The sequence below is a fragment of the Enterococcus sp. AZ149 genome (assembly GCF_051714285.1).
Classification (GTDB): Bacteria; Bacillota; Bacilli; order Lactobacillales; family Enterococcaceae; genus Enterococcus_D; species Enterococcus_D entomosocium.
Window position 1 is genome coordinate 2,281,458 of record NZ_JBIORO010000001.1, and the last position, 19,072, is coordinate 2,300,529.

At 44.2% G+C, this 19,072-nt stretch carries 16 protein-coding genes; 3 read left to right on the forward strand and 13 right to left on the reverse strand.

The window, feature by feature from the left end; genetic code table 11:
* Window positions 1-43: 43 nt before the first annotated feature.
* Both IGI94_RS10595 and IGI94_RS10600 read left to right on the forward strand, forming a co-directional pair.
* Entirely contained in the window at window positions 44-1,567 is a 1,524-nt protein-coding gene (locus IGI94_RS10595; protein WP_420657692.1) for a response regulator transcription factor, read from the forward strand.
* Complete coding sequence (locus IGI94_RS10600; RefSeq protein ID WP_430617280.1) at window positions 1,564-3,267, forward strand: sensor histidine kinase; 1,704 nt, start codon at window positions 1,564-1,566, stop codon at window positions 3,265-3,267. Before IGI94_RS10595 ends, IGI94_RS10600 begins: the two co-directional genes overlap by 4 nt.
* A gap of 106 nt (window positions 3,268-3,373) precedes the next feature.
* Here the strand turns inward: IGI94_RS10600 and IGI94_RS10605 are convergent, their stop codons facing one another.
* The 6 genes from IGI94_RS10605 to IGI94_RS10630 form a co-directional block, all read right to left on the reverse strand.
* Window positions 3,374-4,801 carry a 6-phospho-beta-glucosidase gene (locus IGI94_RS10605; protein WP_438899725.1) on the reverse strand — a complete coding sequence of 476 codons (1,428 nt, stop codon included), beginning with the start codon at window positions 4,799-4,801 and terminating at the stop codon, window positions 3,374-3,376.
* 16 nt (window positions 4,802-4,817) lie between these two features.
* Window positions 4,818-6,689, reverse strand: coding sequence for a beta-glucoside-specific PTS transporter subunit IIABC (locus IGI94_RS10610; protein ID WP_430607009.1), 1,872 nt, complete (start codon window positions 6,687-6,689; stop codon window positions 4,818-4,820).
* 116 nt (window positions 6,690-6,805) lie between these two features.
* A complete protein-coding gene (gene licT / locus IGI94_RS10615) occupies window positions 6,806-7,642 on the reverse strand; it encodes a BglG family transcription antiterminator LicT (RefSeq protein WP_005234912.1) in 837 nt (278 codons plus the stop codon).
* Between the two features lie 228 nt (window positions 7,643-7,870).
* A complete protein-coding gene (locus IGI94_RS10620; RefSeq protein WP_008378859.1) occupies window positions 7,871-8,917 on the reverse strand; it encodes a hypothetical protein in 1,047 nt (348 codons plus the stop codon).
* Between the two features lie 347 nt (window positions 8,918-9,264).
* A complete protein-coding gene (locus IGI94_RS10625) occupies window positions 9,265-10,377 on the reverse strand; it encodes an NADH-dependent flavin oxidoreductase (RefSeq protein ID WP_061054377.1) in 1,113 nt (370 codons plus the stop codon).
* A gap of 171 nt (window positions 10,378-10,548) precedes the next feature.
* Window positions 10,549-10,920 carry a MarR family winged helix-turn-helix transcriptional regulator gene (locus IGI94_RS10630; protein WP_196044076.1) on the reverse strand — a complete coding sequence of 124 codons (372 nt, stop codon included), beginning with the start codon at window positions 10,918-10,920 and terminating at the stop codon, window positions 10,549-10,551.
* A 321-nt stretch (window positions 10,921-11,241) separates the two neighbouring features.
* On the opposite strand from IGI94_RS10630, the gene IGI94_RS10635 reads away from it, so the two are divergent.
* Complete coding sequence (locus tag IGI94_RS10635) at window positions 11,242-11,901, forward strand: hypothetical protein (protein WP_144330511.1); 660 nt, start codon at window positions 11,242-11,244, stop codon at window positions 11,899-11,901.
* A 43-nt stretch (window positions 11,902-11,944) separates the two neighbouring features.
* Here the strand turns inward: IGI94_RS10635 and IGI94_RS10640 are convergent, their stop codons facing one another.
* The 7 genes from IGI94_RS10640 to IGI94_RS10670 all read right to left on the reverse strand — a co-directional run bounded on the left by IGI94_RS10640 (window position 11,945) and on the right by IGI94_RS10670 (window position 19,065).
* Complete coding sequence (locus tag IGI94_RS10640) at window positions 11,945-13,321, reverse strand: TrkH family potassium uptake protein (RefSeq protein WP_438899726.1); 1,377 nt, start codon at window positions 13,319-13,321, stop codon at window positions 11,945-11,947.
* A gap of 77 nt (window positions 13,322-13,398) precedes the next feature.
* Window positions 13,399-14,028 (reverse strand): V-type ATP synthase subunit D, encoded by a 630-nt coding sequence (locus tag IGI94_RS10645; RefSeq protein ID WP_008378868.1) that lies wholly within the window; start codon window positions 14,026-14,028, stop codon window positions 13,399-13,401.
* A complete protein-coding gene (locus IGI94_RS10650; RefSeq protein ID WP_061054381.1) occupies window positions 14,009-15,406 on the reverse strand; it encodes a V-type ATP synthase subunit B in 1,398 nt (465 codons plus the stop codon). Before IGI94_RS10650 ends, IGI94_RS10645 begins: the two co-directional genes overlap by 20 nt.
* Window positions 15,390-17,177 carry a V-type ATP synthase subunit A gene (locus tag IGI94_RS10655; RefSeq protein WP_016621536.1) on the reverse strand — a complete coding sequence of 596 codons (1,788 nt, stop codon included), beginning with the start codon at window positions 17,175-17,177 and terminating at the stop codon, window positions 15,390-15,392. Before IGI94_RS10655 ends, IGI94_RS10650 begins: the two co-directional genes overlap by 17 nt.
* A gap of 15 nt (window positions 17,178-17,192) precedes the next feature.
* Entirely contained in the window at window positions 17,193-17,501 is a 309-nt protein-coding gene (locus IGI94_RS10660; RefSeq protein ID WP_005225570.1) for a V-type ATP synthase subunit F, read from the reverse strand.
* A complete protein-coding gene (locus IGI94_RS10665) occupies window positions 17,491-18,477 on the reverse strand; it encodes a V-type ATPase subunit (RefSeq protein ID WP_008378876.1) in 987 nt (328 codons plus the stop codon). The genes IGI94_RS10660 and IGI94_RS10665 overlap by 11 nt, the downstream gene beginning before the upstream one ends.
* 3 nt (window positions 18,478-18,480) lie before the next feature.
* A complete protein-coding gene (locus IGI94_RS10670; RefSeq protein WP_438899727.1) occupies window positions 18,481-19,065 on the reverse strand; it encodes a hypothetical protein in 585 nt (194 codons plus the stop codon).
* Window positions 19,066-19,072 lie beyond the last annotated feature (7 nt).

A 19,072-nucleotide genomic window follows, 5' to 3' on the forward strand; every position in this document is an offset into this window, starting at 1 on the left:
TTTGAAAGCGTTTATAATAAAGAAGAGATATAGGGGGGATACCATGACTATTTTACGCACGGTCTTAGTCGTTGATGATGAGGCAACGATCCGAGATGGATTGAAACATATGATACGTTGGGAGCAAGAAGGGTTCCGTCTCTTAGGCGATGCAGCGAACGGGCAAGAAGCATTGGCGCTGATCCATGAGCTAAATCCCGACATCGTGATCACGGATTTGAAAATGCCACAAATGGATGGTCTTCAACTCACAACGATCATTCAACAACAATATCCAGAAGTCCATTTTTTGGTCTTGAGCAGCTACGATGATTTCCAATACGTCAGTCAGTCTTTTAGAAATGGTGCCATAGATTATCTTTTAAAACCGACACTGACACCGACACTCTTGTTGAAGACGCTGCACAACATCTCACAAAAGCTGTCACATACAAAAGGCTCCGTGACTGAGGAAACGCAGCTGCAAGAATCGTTGAATCGCTATTTAGCAGGGTATGAAGAACCGTTGGCTCCTTTAGCGGACTCTCTTGCATTGGGTCAGCCGCAACAGCAAGCCCAAATTTTGACCACCAATTTTAGCGGCTTTCGTGCCAATGATCAGCTGCTACATGCGTTGACAGAATTTACTCAATCACAACCGCAGGTAAAGACGCTCTTTTTTCAAACCAGTAATAAAGATGCCGGCTTAGTGATCAGTTATCCAGAAGGAACGGATGTTTATTCCGCTTTGAAAGAAACGTTGGAACAATTGCGTTTTACCGAGCCGGATGCCTTCTTTACTCTCAGTGTGCCCTTTCGAAAGATTGAACAGTTACGGGATCATTTTGTGACCCTTAAAGCCAAAAGCCAAGGACAATCGTTTTTTTATAAACGCCAACGGTTGGTGCAAGAACACGAACTCTTTTTGTACATCGAAAGTGATCGCTTTGATACTAAGAAATTCTTACGGGCTTTGTTAGACAACAACTTTTTGCTAGGAATCACCAGAATCGAGGAATATTTTAATGACATGATTTTATCCAATGTCGATCCGACATTTTTAAAACAGCAGGCCAGCAGTATTTTTTACACGTTACTCTCCCGCTTGGAAGAAGAATTTCCCACTGCTCCACGCTTTAGCCGCTTAAAAGCTGAATTTTTGCACGCTATCGGTCACGTACAGTATTTGGAAGATTTTTCTGATTTATTGTTAGCGACCATCGATGATATTCGTCAACAGCTGACGACCTTATCACCGCTGGATGAAGATGATCTACTCGTTGCGATCCAGCGCTTTATTCAAGACAACTACACCAAAAGTCTGTCTTTGTCTGAACTGGCTGAAACCTTTCATTTTAGTTACACCTATCTTTCGGCTTTTCTTTCTGCAAAACTGAAAATGAGCTTTTCTGAGTACGTAAAGAAAACCCGCTTGGATAAAGCCAAAGAACTACTGACACAATCTGATCTGAATCTATCTGAAATCAGTGAAGCGGTCGGGTATTCGGATATCAGCTATTTTTCTCGCATCTTTAAGAAAGAATGTCAGGTCACCCCATCGAAGTATCGGCGGTTGAATCAATTATGAAAATCAACCAATGGATTCAGAAAAATGAATTATTCAGTCGGATCTTCCTCTTTGTTGTCGTCGGGGTCATTAGTGTTTGTCTGCTAACCGTCGTCGTGATCTATGGTCGCTCGAAAGATGCCTATGTTGCTTCGTACCAAAGCTCCAATCAGCTACTTCTGGAAAAAATCCAAGAAGATTATGAGCGTCTGAACGAGAATATCCATCGGATTTTTGACATCGTCGATGAAAGCAAAGCCGTTGAAACATACTTAGAAGGCGACATGAATCAAGGCCGTACGATTTTAGAATTAAACGAGCAATTAAAAGACACCCGCTCTTTGTTTCAAGACATCCCCTCAAATTTAGTGTTGATTGGGGTCAACGGGGGTACTTTTTTTCAAAACGATGCGGTTCGCAATCAATCGGTGGATGATTTTCTCGCCAGTACCTTTATCCAGCAAATCAATGACAATGTCGCCATCAGTCAGTATTATTTCTTGGACCAAGGCTTAAGTACCTCCACCAGCGACTCCCCTGGCTTGATGTACGTGCGCAAATTGATGAAAGAAGAAACGATTTTCGGCTATGCCCTGATTTTCTTAAAGGAATCCGATTTTTCTTCAATTTATCGTCAACTCTTAGATACCAGTCTTCACTCGATCTATATCGTCAATGAACAAAATCAAATTCTCTCCACTTCTGATCCGAGCCTTTTAGGCAAGCCATTTGAGGATCGTCTCATCACGGTCAAAAAAGATACCAGCATCAATCAGCTGCCCCTTTATTCGTATCACTTTACTTTTTACGATGTCTTGGATGAATCGCATCTGGTACGCAATATGAATCTGATTAAACCGGCCCTTTTGATTTCTGTCGTTAGTATTTTACTCTTTAGTCTGCTGGCATTTTGGATCATCCGCAACATCACCCAACCGATTTATCAGCTGATCGCCAAGCTGCCGGCGGTCACGCAAGGCGATTTCAGCGATAAAGTCACCATCAACGGGACGTATGAAACGCGAGAATTGGGGCGTGCCTATAACTTGATGCTGGAGGACTTGGAATCTTATGTCGATCATTTAATGGTTACAGAAGCTGAAAAACGCAAGTTCGAGATTCGTTCACTGCAAATGCAGATCCAACCGCATTTTGTCTACAACACCTTGACTGCTATCAAGTTTTTGATCTGGCAAAACGAGCAAGAGGCCGCCACCCAAGCGATTGAAAGTTTTGTCCAATTGTTGCGGCATACCTTTAACCGCAAAGAGATCGTCCCTTTAAAAGATGAACTAGCGATCGTGGAAGAATACCTCGTTTTAATGAACGTGCGTTATGGCAATCGCATCCAATCGACGATTTTTTCAGAAGATGGCTGTGAAAATATTCTCGTACCGAAAATGATTTTGCAACCGATTATTGAAAATGCCTACTTGCATGCCTTTCCCGAAGAGGATTCAGGATTGATCCAGATTTTTTCTCGTGTCAGTAAGGAAGGCCTGAAAATTGAGATCATCGATACGGGCATCGGGTTCAATGAAGACCACCCAACCAGCTCCGCCAACCATTTTGAACACTATTCGGGTATTGGCTTGGACAATATTGATCAGCGTATCAAGCTGCTCTATGGGGAAAAATACGGATTGACTGTAGAATCACGCATCAACGAAGGAACCACCGTTCGCTTGCTGCTGCCGATCCAGCGGGAGGAAGCAGAATAATTTCTTTCATTAAATAAGAAAAACGCCAACTGAACCAGGCTGCTTCCATGAGCAGTTCTGTTCCGCTGGCGTTTCTTTCCTTAATGATAATCGTTAATTAACTGGCTTAAGCCAAATCTTCCCCATTTGTGGCAATCACTTTTTTGTACCAATAAAAAGATTGCTTCTTGCTGCGGACTAATGTACCATTGCCTTCATTGTCGCGATCGACATAGATATAGCCATAGCGTTTCTTCATTTCTCCGGTTCCTGCAGAGACCAAATCGATACAGCCCCATGAAGTATAGCCCAACAGTTCCACACCGTCTTGGTCAATCGCTTCTTTCATCGCAGCGATATGCGCACGTAGATAGTCGATGCGATACACATCATTGATTTTTCCATCTTCGTTTGGCGTATCCACCGCTCCTAGACCGTTTTCGACGATGAAAAGCGGCTTTTGGTAACGATCATAGAGATCATTCATCGTGATTCGCAAACCAAGCGGATCAATCTGCCAGCCCCATTCTGACGCTTCTAAATACGGATTTTTAATGGTCGGGAACAAGTTGCCTTCCGTTTTCTCAACACCGGAATCTTCTGAAGCAGCAACCCGAGAGGCATAGTATGAAAAGGAAATAAAATCGACGGTATGGGCTTTTAATAAAGCCGCATCTTCGGCGGTTCGTTCCAAAGTGATTCCTTTATCAGCTAGCATCTTCAAACCATAATTTGGATATTCTCCTCGCGATTGCACATCGATAAAGAAATAGTTGCCGCGATCGCTTTTTTTGCTTTCCCAGACATCTTTCGGATTGCAGCTGTAAGGATAATAACTAGCCGCAGCCAGCATACAGCCAACTTTATTTTCTGGATCGATCTCGTGGGCGATTTTTGTTGCCAACGCACTTGCGACTAACTCATGATGAGCAGCCTGGTATTTGACTTGTTCTTCATTTTCTCCTTCAGCAAAGGTCAGCCCTGCACCGAGAAACGGGGCATGCAAGATCATATTGATTTCGTTAAAGGTCAGCCAGTACTTCACCAATCCTTTGTATCGAGTGAAGATCGCTCGACAAAGGTTTTCATAAAAGGTGATCATCTTGCGGTTGCGCCAACCGCCATATTCTTTGATCAAATGGATCGGACAGTCAAAATGCGTGATCGTCACCAAGGGTTCGATTTGGTATTTGCGGCACTCTAAAAATAGTTCTTCATAAAAGCGCAAGCCTTCTTCATTAGGGGTTTTTTCGTCCCCCTTCGGAAAAATTCTTGACCAAGCAATCGATAAACGATAGGTTTTAAAGCCCATCTCCGCAAACAAGGCGATATCTTCTCTGAAATGATGGTACATATCGATCGCTTCTTTGGCTGGATAGAAATACCCTTCTTCAAAGGCAAGCATCTCACGCTTGCTGGTAATAACTGCTCGGCGGTCCTTGCCAGTCGGAATTACATCGACATTGGCAAGCCCACGCCCGCCTTGATCAAACCCGCCTTCACATTGATTGGCGGCTGTTGCACCGCCCCATAAAAAGTTTTCTGGAAATCCCATGTCTTATTCTCCTTTTTTAGCCGATCACTTTGATGATTTGATCGCCAAACGTGATCGGGCCACTGTTAGCCGTCAAAATGTCCCCCACTTCAGTACTGTTGGTGATAACGATCGGCGTGATTACTGGATAGCCTTTTTCTTTAATAAATTCAATATCAAACGTAATCAATGGATCCCCGACTGTCACTTTTTGCCCTTTTTCTACTTGATAGGCATAGCCTTCACCATTTAATTGCACTGTATCGATCCCCACGTGGATCAATAGTTCAATGCCTTCTTCACTGGTCAAGCCAATAGCATGTTTTGAATCAAAGACTGCTGTGACAGTCCCGTTTACTGGAGCTAGCACTTCTCCGACGGTTGGCTCAATCGCTACCCCTTGGCCAAGAATCTCTTCCGAAAACATGCCGTCATTGACTGCTTGCAAGCTTTTTAGTTCCCCTTTTAAAGGTGCTTTGATCTCTGCGCCGCTGATTTGATGTGCGGGTTCTTGCGCTTTGTCTGTCGGTGTTGCTTCAGGTGCTTCTTCTGTGACAGGGTCTTTGTATAAGAATAATGTCGCAATAAATGTGATCACGATACTGATTGCCGCACCGATACAAGCATTGGTCAAATGACGTAAGGTGTCATCGCCGATATAGCTTGGCAAAGTCAACAGGCCTGGTGATCCGCCTGAGAAATTGCGGACACGCATGATTCCCATAAATAGACCACCAAATCCGCCACCGATCATTGCTGCATACAAGGGTGTTTTAAACCGCAAATTGACCCCATACAACGCCGGTTCAGTAATGCCGAATAGCCCAGTCAGACCAGCAGAAAATGCCAGTTGTTTGATCGTAGAATCTTTTGATTTAAAACCAACGCCGATAGCTGCAGCTCCCTGACTGACGTTTGAAGCCAGCATGCCAGGGTAGATCACTGTGTCATAACCTGTGGTCATCCGGTTGTTGATACCGATAGGAACCAATCCATAGTGGGTACCAGTTGCCACGAACAATGGTGTGAAGGCGCCAATCAGTAATGGAACGATCCATGGGCTAACCGTTTCTAAGGCTTGGATCCCTGTAGAGATCGCTTCACTGATCATGTAGCCTAGAGGGCCTAAAGCAACTAATGCTACTGTCCCTACGACGAAGATCGTTAGCAACGGTTTGCTGAAGAATTTGATTGCTTTTGGCGAGACTTTATCGGCGATCGGTTCAACGTAAGACATAAACCAAACACTCAAGATGATTGGGATAACCGATGATGAATAACTCACTGGTGAAATCGGCAAGCCGAATAAATGGATGCCGCCGCCTGCCTCATTGACTGCTGTCACCATCGCGATAAAGTTCGGATGGAGTAAAATCCCCCCTACCATCATAGCTAAATACATATTGGCTTTGAATTTTTGTGCAGAAGAAGCAGCCAGCAAAATCGGCAAGAAGTAGAACGCCGCATCCGCCATAAAGTTTAATATTTGGTAACTTTGACTCTCTGCCGTCAAGACATTGAAGACCACTAGCAATGAAAGAACCGCTTTTAGCATCCCAGCTGCCGTGATGGCTGGTAATATTGGAGTGAAGATCCCGGTGATCGTATCGATGACTTTCGCAACACGTCCGCGATCGTCTTCTGCTGTTTCTTGGTCACTGTTTAAATTGGTTTGGGCAGTGATTTCGTTGTAGACATTGCCAACATCACTGCCGATGATTACTTGGTATTGCCCACCTTTATTGACCACACCCATGATCCCTGGTGTATGTTTTAAAGTACTTTCTTGGGGTTTGCTATCATCTTTCAAGTTGAAGCGCAAGCGTGTCGCACAATGGGTCAAGCTTTGGATATTTTCTTCCCCACCAACATTGGTGATGATCGTTTTTGCTAACTCTTTGTAATTCATGTCGTTCCTCCTATTTTGGTCTTTCGCTTGTTTTTTGTGTGTCAAACCATAAAAAAATACCTAAACAAACCCCTTGGGAGTTCATTTAGGTATAGCCTGCCAATCCAGTAACAATCCTAAGCACTTGTTATTCGTTTGATGTGTATAGTTAAATAGATCAATTCGTCTTCTTCTAACGGTCTACCGAATTCTTTGTTGATGTAGTCACTGATTTTCAACGCACACGCATATTCCTTCATGTAGCGGTCTTTCAACATAAAAATAAAACTGCCGGTTCCTGCATCATCGAGCTTTGTACCGCTGAATAAGCGCTGGACAAAAAATTTCAAATGGGTCACAAAGCGTTCGTAGTTCAATGAATACTCATCAAGCTCCATTGAAAAATGATATTTGACGATGTTTAGGATATGCTGAATGATCTTCGCCATTTCCGATACTTGACTGACCTGCGCCATATCCAACTCAGCATTGACAATGTGCAGAGCAATGAAGCCGGCTTCATCTTCCGGCAGCTCGATCGCCAAGCGATTTTTAATGATCGATAACGCTTCTTTGCCAATGAGGTATTCATGGTTATAAAACCGCTTGATCTCCCATAGCAAGGCATTTTTAATTTCCATGCCGTTTTGATAGCGCTCGATAGCATAATTGATATGATCGGTCAGCGTCAGAAACAATTTTTCGCTCAACTTTTTCCCAAGGGAAACTTTTGCAAAACTGATGATCTCATTCGCTGCTTGAATATGTTCGATAGGGATAGAAGAAAGTAATTGGGTTAGTTTTGTGACATTCCACTCTTGTGTACTGAGATAGACTTTTTCAATCTTGGTATCGTCGATCGCATCGCCCGGCTTTTTCTTAAAGCCTAAGCCTTTGCCCATGACGACCAATTCTTGTTTTTCCTCATTCTCAGAAATCACAATGTTGTTATTGATCACTTTTGTTACGTTCATTTTAACGACCCTATTCTTCTTTAGATTTCTTCACACAAAAAAATAGGTATAGCCCGCCTAAAGCGGTAACAATCCTCAGAGCCAGTGTAGCATGAGAAAAATCACTCGTCAATGGGGATTTTCAACCGCTTGTTTAAAAGCAGAAAACAGCGCTGCTGCCATTTGACTCTTTGGCAGAACGCTGTTCACTGGTTTATAAATCACTAGCTCTCTTGATGAGAGGTAAAATTAGATACGGTTTTCGTGGTCAGCAGTTTTAACTAAGTTTGCTCCCACCATACCACCGATTGACGTAAGAGCGAGTCCTAAGACCATTGCCACAAAGCCCCAAATAGACGCTTTGGCTGTTGCATCACTTGCTTCTTCCGCTTTTTGACGAGCGTCTTCCACTGCTTGGTCAATGTCTTGTTTGGCTTGTTCAAGATTTTGTTGTGCATTTTCGATTTGTTTTTGTGCTTCATCAGAAGCATCTTGTAAGCCGTTCACGATATTGTTCGTTGCTTCTTCCGCTTCTTGTTGGCTTAGATCTGTGTTTTGAGCCACTGCATTTGAGATTGCTTCTTTATCGACTGAATCACCGATCGTTGTAGCACGATCTTGTAATTTGCTTGCTAAATCATCAATGATTTTATCAGCATCATTTGGATTGGTTGCAATGTCTTTGCCGGCATCTTTGATGTCGTTCGTCGCATCAGACAATTGATTTTGCAAGTAGTCTGGTTGCAATTCAGGAACATCGGTATCTTGTAAAACATCATTGACATTCGCTTGTAATTCATCTGTATTGACGTCTTCCATGTTTCCTGTTATTTCATCGAAGGCTTTTGAAGCGACATCGCCAGCACCTGAGGCAACTGTTTCAACGCCACTGCCAACAGCAGAAGCAACGTTTCCTAAAAGTGAACCGACTACAGAAAATGCACCGATCGTTAAGTAAGAGAGCATAACCATCATCACGATCATACTAGTTGCCCATGTTAAGAAACCATGAACCAATCCAACACGTCGAGCCGCCACACCTGAAACAAAACCTGCACCGAATAATGCCAAGACAAAGGTAATGACTGTCCAAATCAATAATCCTGTACCCACACCATCTAATGGATTATTTGATGTTGGTTCCACCAAACCAAAACCGATTGCTGAGCCGATCATTGACAGTGTCATGAACAATGCGATAAATGTTACGACCCCTGCAAAGATAGAACCCCAAGACAAATTATAGCCTGCCTCCCGCTCATCTGAACCTAAATAATTTCTGAATCCTTTTTTCATCATTACATCCCCTTTTTGTTTTTTTAACCTGTATTCAGTCTAACAACTGATTGTTTTTTTATCAATCAACTCGACTTGCGCTATCTTTTTGTAAGAAAAATGAATGATTCTGAATTGTTTGACTATTTATTAAAATAAAACAAAAATTCATTCGTGTATTTTAACTAAAAAAATCTTTCCACGCTCTTTCTTCCGATTACAGGCTTGTTTCTCACATTCTTCTCTTGATTCGCCATTTTGAAGCTAACAAGGTTTCATTAGAGAAAAAAACAGCTTTTCTCAACGTGACCCAAATGAGGGGCAATCGCGAAAAACCACCTTTGCCCAAGGCAAAGGTGGTTGTCTACTTATTTTTCTTCATTTAGTCGATCTGGCATCATGTTTTCCATAAAACCCCAAACGCCGTTTTGTAATACGAGTTCCTCACGTTCGTAAGTAGAAACCGTGGTGCGGATCAACTCATCTTGACCGTCTAAGACTTTTTGTCCCCAATGAGGATCAATCAACAATGCCCGCCCCACTGCAACAAAATCTGCATGTTCTAGCAAGCCCGCGGCATCTTTCGACGTTCGGACATCCCCTACACCAATCAAAGGAACCCGCTGAGCGATTTTTTCATAGACATACGCCAACATTGATTTTTCTTGATACGCTTTTGAAATCGATTTACGGGTATAATCCGCAAGAGAAATGTGCAGATAGTCTAATCCTTTTTCTGCCAGTTGGTCCACTAAGAACAACGTATCTTCAAAGCGAATCCCTGGTTCTTCGAATTCTTCCGGTGAAAACCGATAACCGACGATAAACTCCTTCACACCTGATTGGTCTACTGTTTCCAATACTTCATCGACGAGCTTCTCAATAAAACGATAACGGTTCTCTAGTGAGCCACCCCATTCATCGGATCGACGATTTGAGTGAGGAGAAAAGAATTGTTGGATCAAATACGTATTGGCTCCGTGGAGTTCTACGCCATCAAACCCCGCCTTGATCGCCCGTTCGGTAGCTTTTTTAAAGTTTTCAATAATCGCTAATATCTCATCCACCGTAACTTCCCGGGGAACTTGGGCATTTGGTCGTTCAGCTGCAACCGCGCTGGCGGATATGGGTTGTGTGCCTCGTAAAACTGAGTCATCCGTCATCCGACCGGCATGAAAAATCTGTAAAATGGCTTTGGTCCCATTTGTTTTGATGGTGCTGGCTAATTTGCTTAATCCAGGTAAAAAGGCATCGTCATAAGCGCCTAATTCCCCTTCCCAGCCCTTGCCATCTTCTTGGACATTGGCTGCCGCTGTGATGACTGCTCCGACTTCCCCAGAGCGTAAGCCATAGTAAGCCAACTCATCTTTCGTAATCACCCCATCAAAGAAGGACATCTTGGTCGTCATTGGTGCCATAATGATTCGATTTTTCAACTGTAATCCGCGCTTAAATGTTGCTTTGTCTGTTACATTTCGCATGGGTTTCCCGCCTTTTCCATTGGATTCATTTCGCTTTGTAAATCTGACTGGCTTGGTTACCTAAGGAGATCCTTAAAGCAAATCGGTGCATTTTTTTCTCTTTTGCCAAAATATACATGCACATGCATCTATATTACAAAAGAATCAAGGAGAAAACAAGTGAAAACATCTTTAGTCTAGCATTTCCTCCAAGACTTTTTCAAAAACGACTTTTGAGCGCTGCAGTTTCTTTTCCCCTGATTGGGTCAAATCAATATAGATCCCCCGCTTATCCTCTTGACAAGAATGCCGTTCGATCACACCACACAGGTTGTCTTCCATGCGCATGATCATGCGTGACATCGCACTTTGACTCAAATCAAAATGGGCGATCAAATCGTTGAGGCGCATGCTATGATTGGGGGTCTTTTCTAAGTAATAAAGCACGTAATACTCATTCAAAGACAGATTGCTTTCTGCTTTGAGGGCTTGTTCCAAGCGAGCTTCGATCGTTTGATGCTGATTCGTGAAGGCTAACCATTGGCCCATCCGTTCTTTTTCCATCCTCTTCACCACCCCATTCTCCTATACCAAGGTATTTTAATCTAGATCCCTGCGTTACGCAAGCCGCCAGAAAGCTTCGCCACTATGGCTGAAACTTTATTATACAAAACTAGCCAGCTGCTGCGGACGTTAATGAATATTTTATGATAGAATTGACGAAAAATTCAGCAAAAACTTCCTATTCTTTTTCAGTGTTCTGGATTAAAATATCTTTAACATTAAAGAATATTTAAACGCTATGTCAGCAAAATTGTGCATTTCGCCACAATAGTTTGCTTGTTTTAGATGCTTTAGTATTCTAAGGAAAGGATGAAGTAAACAATGAAAAAAACATTTTCTTTGATTGGCACACTGACGCTCGTCAGTCTGGGGCTTTTGACAGGCTGTAACAACGAAAAAGATACCGCGCAATCAACAAGCGAGCTAAGTCAGAGTCGTGTGTCTACTGAAAGCAAAAAAAGCACGACGGCGCAAACGACTGAAAGTAGTTCATTAGATTCAACCTCTACTTCAAAAACTTCAACCACAAGCCAGCAATCGACGGATCACTCTGACGCAACGCAAACAACAGCAAGCTCAGTATCCACCAATGAGTTTCCATATGCCGTTGATCTTTCCCAATATGGCCCTTCACTGACTTTTTATTTCCATGGCGTCAATGTACCAGATGCTGTCACGATTCAAAATACGAGCCCATTGATCATTTCGATCGGCGACAGCGCAAGCTATGAAGCACAAGTCGATACGATCGCAACAAAAGAGATTCGCGTGTTTTCTGCGAAAAACAATGAGATTCGCACAGTAAAAGTGAACACTCAGTTGACCTTTTCGAAAGGGATCACTTCCAATGGAAATCCTGATTTTAACCAAAACCTGTACCTATTTACAAATAAAGAGGGTGGTCTATCTTTAATCACACCAAATTATGCGGGGAATGTCAGCGATGACCAACGAGATGTGATGTTAGAAGTACTTCAATAAACGAAAAACAGGGAAACGAAGCGTGCTTCGTTTCCCTGTTTCGTTACCCGATCATCACGGTTTCATCAGGATATTTGTAGCCGGCTTCTTGTTTGTTGGCTTTTTTCATCAGTGAAAAAGCAACGGTCATGATGCCAACTCGACCAATGAACATCAAAAAAATGATCAATAGTTTGCCAAAAACCGACAAGTAAGGCGTCAACCCCATGGTCAACCCCACGGTTCCAAAAGCGGAAAAAACTTCAAAGGCAATGGTTGGTAATCCAAAGTTTGGGTTTTGTGGCATACGCTCAGTGATCGACAATAAGAAAATCGCTACGAAGCATAACGTCAATGTAAGGAAGAACAACGTAAAGGCACGCGATACAGCAGATTCTTTGATCGTGCGACCGAACACTTCCGCTCGACTGCGCCCTTTCAATAAACTGCGGATCTTGATGATCAAGACTGCAAACGTCGTTGTCTTCAATCCCCCAGCCGTTGATCCCGAGGTCCCGCCGATATACATTAAAATCATCGTCAGCATCAAGCCTGCTTGACTCATTTGTCCGTAATCAATACTGAAAAATCCCGCGGTTCTTGGGGTGACCGCTAAGAAGAGGTATTGGAAAAAACGTTCGATGACCGAGTCACCCGTGATCAACTGTGAATTGGCTTCGGTCAAAAAGAACCCTGCCGTTCCAAAAACCACCAAAACGATCATAGCGTTCCATGCCAAGCGGCTATGCAGGGACCGTTTTTTGGACGCCGTATGCAGGAGATCGAACCAAACGAGAAACCCAAGACCGCCGGCAATGATCAAGAAACTGATAATCCCCAGCACAAACGGGTCATTTTGAAACCCTACCATGCTGTTTCCGAACAAATCAAACCCAGCATTACAAAAGGCCGAGATCGCATGAAAAACACTGTACCAAAGGCCTTGCTCCCAACCAAAACGGGGCACGAATGCAAAAGCCAGCAAGATAATCCCGCTGACTTGGATCAAAAAGGCGATCCGAATCAGGTACCATGCCAAATGGATCTCTCCAGACATCCGATCCAGATTCAATGATTCCCGCAAAATCATCCTGGTACTAAGATGGACTCTTTTTCTCGCCAAGATGTAAAAGAAGACGGGAATCGACATGAAGCCGATCCCACCGATCTCAATCAACATCAGCAAGACCCCTTGGCCCCAGAGATTGTAATGGTCGGCTACTGTCAAGGTCGAAAGACCCGTCACGCAAACAGCCGATGTGGCAGTAAACAGTGCATCTAAAAAGTTGGTACCTTCACCACTTTGGGTGACAGCCGGCAGCATCAGTAAGCCAGTTCCTGCCAATATCAACAAAACGAAGACCAGTGTGACGATCTGCGGAATCAAAAAGCGTTGCGATGCCAGCTTTTTTTTCAAACGATTTCTTTTTTTCATTTTCATTTCCTTTGACCTTTTGCAAAAACCAATGGCTTGGTAATCCTAGTTTATTGCAGTTGTTTTTCACTTATCATACCATTTTATTTTGATTTATTCTTCACTTTGATCATTCTTGTTACGTTTGCTCGTTCATTTTCTTCCAGCCGCATTTTGATTCCATAAATGGCTTCTTCCAGCTCGGGAATCGTCAAATATTCTAGGGCATTGACGCGTCGGCGAGTACGTTCGATTTCCCCTGCCATCAATTGACAGGTCTTTTCGATTTCCGTTAGCTCCAACAGCTTCGGCATGGCGTCGGTAAAACGGGCGACCGCATTATCTAACGGAACATTGGAATTCAAAAAGCCATATTCGATCGGCGCTTGCATCACCGTATCGTCATAATCAAAATGCATCACTGGCACTTCCACACTCATGATATTTTTCGTGGATAACTCAAGGGAGACCTCAGTTGCTGGTAAAATAAACATTTCTTCAATGTATTTTTCATTGATCGTGGCATTGGCTAAGCGAAATGCCTTCATGGCACGCTGCAATTGTTCTTCTACTTCTTTACGCAAGTGGTCATTCTTTTTGATCAATTCAATAAATTGACGCATGAGTTCGTCTTGTTTGTCTTTTAATAATTTATGTCCGCGTTTGGCTGTCGCCAATTGTTTGCTGAGGCGCGACAGCTCCATGCGGGTTGGATTAACGGTTTTTTGCGCCATTGTTCTCCTCTCCCGGTAAGTATTCCGCCAGTAAGGCATCGCTGATCCGCTTCAGTTCGACTTTTGGCAGCATCGCCAACAAGTCCCACCCTAATTCCAAGGTTTCGATAATCGAACGGTTGGTGCGGTACCCTTGGTTCAAGTATTCATTTTCGAAGCGTTCTGCAAATTTGGCATAGGTTTTATCTACTTCCGACAATGCCGATTCTCCTAAAACGACTGCCAATTCCTTGGCTTGCTTTCCTTGAGCATACGCAGAAAACAACTGGTTCATCGTTGCGGCATGGTCTTTGCGTGTCTTGCCTTCGCCGGTCCCTTTATCTTTTAACCGTGACAATGACGGCAAGACATCGATGGGCGGCTGGATGCCGTTTTTATACAAATCACGAGACAAGATGATTTGTCCTTCGGTGATATAGCCGGTCAAATCGGGAATCGGATGGGTTTTGTCATCTTCTGGCATGGTCAAAATCGGCAGCTGGGTCACTGAACCTTTCAAGCCGCGAATCCGTCCAGCACGTTCATATAACGTGGATAGATTGGTATATAGATACCCAGGATAGCCGCGACGTCCTGGCACTTCACGACGAGCAGAGGAGATCTCCCGCAAAGCTTCACAGTAGTTGGTCATATCCGTCATGATCACCAAGACATGCATGCCCTTTTCATAAGCCAAGTATTCGGCCGCCGTCAGTGCCATTCGGGGAGTAGCGATCCGCTCGATCGCTGGGTCATTGGCTAGATTCATAAAGACGACAGAATGGTCGATGGCGCCCGTTTGACGAAAATCTTCCATGAAATATTCAGCTTCTTCAAAGGTGATCCCGATGCCAGCAAACACAACAGCGAAATCATCTTCTGAATTCAACACTTGTGCTTGACGCGCAATTTGCGAAGCCAATTCTTTATGAGGCAGACCAGATCCAGAAAAAATCGGTAGCTTTTGTCCCCGAACGAGCGTATTCAAGTGGTCGATCGATGAGATCCCCGTTTGAATAAACTCATCAGGATAATCCCGCGCTGCTGGATTAATCACTTCGCCGTTGATGTCCATAAATTTTTCTGGGACGATCTCTACTCCGCCATCTTTGACCCGACCTAAGCCGTCAAAGACTCGCCCGATCATTTGCTCGGAAACGCCTAATTCCAAAGGATGTCCTAAAAAGCGGACCGCAGATTCCCGCAAATTGATCCCGCCGGTTCCTTCAAAAATTTGGACCAACGCTTTGTCTTCTTGGATCTCAAGTACTTGTCCTTGCCGCGTTTCGCCGTTTTGCATGCGGACTTCGATCAACTCTTCGTATTTGACACCGGAGACGCGATCGACGGCCATCAATGGTCCGACGACTTCTCCAATCGTTTTATATTCCTTGATCATCAGTGCGGTCTCCTTTCTGTAAAATTTCTTTCATCGTTGCTTTGATCTCTTGATGCAACGCAGGAATTTTTGCTAATTCTGCTTCAGGCAGGTACTTCATACGTGCCACTTTGTCTCGCAATTCTTCGGTCCCTGCATAGATTTCTGAAAGATACGCACCTAGTGTCAACGCATCTTCCGCTTCTTTGTGGAGCAGCAAGATCGTTTCCAGCATTTTGAACTGCTTTTCACGAGAGGTAAACGTATCAACGTCGTCAAAAGCGTTTTGCTGCAAGAAATCTTCTCGCAAAGACTTGGTGGTTTCTAGCAATAACTGATCTTTTTCGGATAAAGCGTCGATGCCGACAAGTCGCACGATCTCTGACAACTCAGATTCTTTTTGCAGCATCCGCATGGCTTCTGTTACTTGTTTGGACCAATCTACTTGCATTTGTTGGTCCAAAAAGGCACCCAATTCGTTTTCGTATAAAGAATAGCTCTTCAACCAATCGATCGATGGAAAATGACGCTTTTGCGCTAAGGTGGCATCTAAGCCCCAAAAGACTTTAACGACCCGCAACGTATTTTGGGTAACTGGTTCTGAAATATCACCGCCTGATGGTGAAACAGCGCTGATGGCAGTGATGCTGCCTTCTTGATCAGAACCTAAGCAAATCGCTTTTCCAGAACGCTCATAATACTCTGCCAAGCGGCTGCCTAAGTAAGCCGGATACCCTTCATCCCCGGGCATTTCTTCCAGACGACCAGACATTTCCCGCAGTGCTTCTGCCCAACGTGAGGTGGAATCCGCCATGATCGCCACGGAATACCCCATGTCTCGGAAGTATTCCGCAATCGTGATCCCAGTATAAATCGACGCTTCCCGAGCGGCTACCGGCATATTGGAGGTGTTAGCGATCAACACGGTTCTCGCCATTAAAGATTCACCACTGCGAGGGTCGATCAACTCTGGGAACTCGTTCATTACATCGGTCATTTCATTGCCGCGTTCGCCGCAGCCGACATAGACGACTAGGTCGACATCCGCCCATTTGGCGATTTGGTGCTGAACGACAGTCTTCCCTGCACCAAAAGGTCCTGGAACGGCTGACGCCCCGCCTTTAGCGATTGGAAAGAAGGTGTCGATCACTCGCTGGCCAGTAATCATTGGTTCGACTGGATTCAGTTTTTGCTTTACAGGACGACTATGACGAACGGGCCATTTTTGCAGCATCGTGAAAGACCGTTCTCCTTTGGGTGTATCTAAAACATAAATCGTTTCATCGATCGTAAATTCCCCCGCATAAACAGCCTTGACTGTTCCTGAAACGCCATGAGGAACCATGATCTTGTGATTGATCAATGGTGTTTCTTGCACGGTGCCGATGACCATCCCGGTACTGACTGCCGCGCCGACTTCCACAGTCGGTACAAAAGGCCACTTTTTCTCATGATCCAACGCAGGCAATTGCACCCCACGAGTCAAGAAGTTGCTTTGGGTGACAGACATGAAGGTTTCTAAGGGACGTTGGATGCCATCAAACATTTGTGACATGATCCCAGGCGCCAATTCTACGGATAGCGGTTCACCGGTGGTTTCGACTGGTTCACCAGGTCCGATCCCGGACGTTTCTTCATAGACTTGGATCGAAGCGACGTCGCCGCGCATTTCGATGATCTCACCGACCACGCCTAAATCTCCTACATAACAGATATCTTCTAAACTTGCATGGCCCATATTTTTGGCTAACACCAATGGACCGGATACTTTAATAATTGTTCCTTTTTCCACAACATCGGCTCCTCTCTATAGTATGTTTTGCCCAACTGCTTTTTCGACATTTTCTTGAATCATTCGTTTGCCGATTCCTCGGGAACCATCGTAATCAGGGATCAAGATGACTGCAGGTGTCATTTTTTGTTGGACTTTTGCTAATTCATCGGGAATCAGCTCTGCACATTTTTCAGTCAGGTAGATGATCGTACTGTTCTTCATTAATTTTGCCAGCGCCTGCTTCACTTCTTTTTCTTCCGAGGCATAGCAGACCTGAAAGCCAAATAGTTGAAAAGGAATGACGGATTCTTTCTCGCCGATCACGCCGATTTTATGAGTCATAGTGCCGCATCCTTTCTCTGATTTGTTCTTCCGTAAAGCCGCTGCGTTTGCCTACCAGCAAGATACGCAGATTTTGCAGTTCCAAAACCTTAGCATTCAAAAATGCGAGTAAAGGCAGTGGTCCTAAAGCATCCGTTTGAGCTTGACCATAGCTTTCTGTGATCAAATTGTCTTGTAAAAGTGCCAAGCCAGCAAAGTCGATCACCTGTTCATGAATCAAAGGTCGCAACACTTCCTGATAATCACTTTCTAATAAGAAGGCTAAAAAGTCGCTATAGGACGCATCCGCAAACGCTAAAAATTCTTCTTTCGGGATACTGCCGACACTCACTAGGACTGCCTCCATAAAACTGCGCGATCGTTTTTGAAGTACACAACGAGCGGCGATCGTTAGATTGGTCAGATCGATCATCTTGATTACAGCTTCTTGTAGCTCAGGGATCTTGATTTCATCTGCCAGTCGCCGTTGTTCATGTAAATACCGGCGATCGTAAATGATATCGATGCCTTGCAGCACGGCGCCGCCTTCTAAGTACTCCCGCACCTCTTGGATCGTAGTCACGATTTTCTCAGGCAATACCTCTGAGGTTCCCGTTTTGATGGCGGTCCGACACTCATCGATCGTGTAAAAACCATCTTCGATCAGTAGATGATTATAATCTTTTTTAGTGACTGACTCTTTGGTCAAGACTTTTAGATTATGGAAAGTAAAAGGCATCATATACAGTCGGAGGATCTCTTGATCAGGAACCAGCTCGGCCAATTCTTTGATCGTCTTTAACAATTCTTCATCGAGATAGGTTTCGAATCGTTCATGAAAATCCGGCTTCAAATAGCGTTGATAATGGGTCTGCTGCAAGACAGCTTCGACTTCAGCAAACCCTTTTGCCGCAATCATTTGCTCGACTTCTTGCGACTTTAACAACGTCATCTCTTTCAGCCGAATGATTGGATTCAATTGATGATAGTTCCTCATGGATCAACCTCCTTGTTGTATGATCTGCAACCACCGTTCTCGGGTTTCTTTCTTGTATTCATCAAGCAGTACCTGATAGGTAAAATTGTATTGAATGCCGTTGTCATCTACCAAAAAGCCCGCTTCTGTCAATGGTGCGCCTGCTTTGATTTGATACGGTAGTTTTGATTGACAAGACGTAAGCCAAGCGGCATCTAGATGGGCTGCTTGCTCAGGACCAGCGTGGAAGGTCACCGTCCCACTGATCGGCAACTGCTGCAGCACATTTTCAGCAAATGACTGCAGCTCTTCTGGCGTCCAGGCAACCATTTTTTGATACGCTTGCTCAAAAAGTTGTGTCAGGTATTCGTTTTGTTTCACCATTTGCTGCTGCTTAGCGGCACTTGCTTGGCGATTCAGGGCTTGCTGATAATGTTTTTCGGCTTGCTTTTTTGTTTGCTGGGCACGAAGCTGCAAGTCCGACTCTTTTTTCGCCCAGTCACGTGCCATCGTTTCACTGATCCTAGCACGTTCAGCGGCAGCCAAACGTTCCCGTTTTGTCTGCGCTTCTTGGTCTAGTTCAGCAATCATTTTGTCGATTGCGTCCATACCTTCG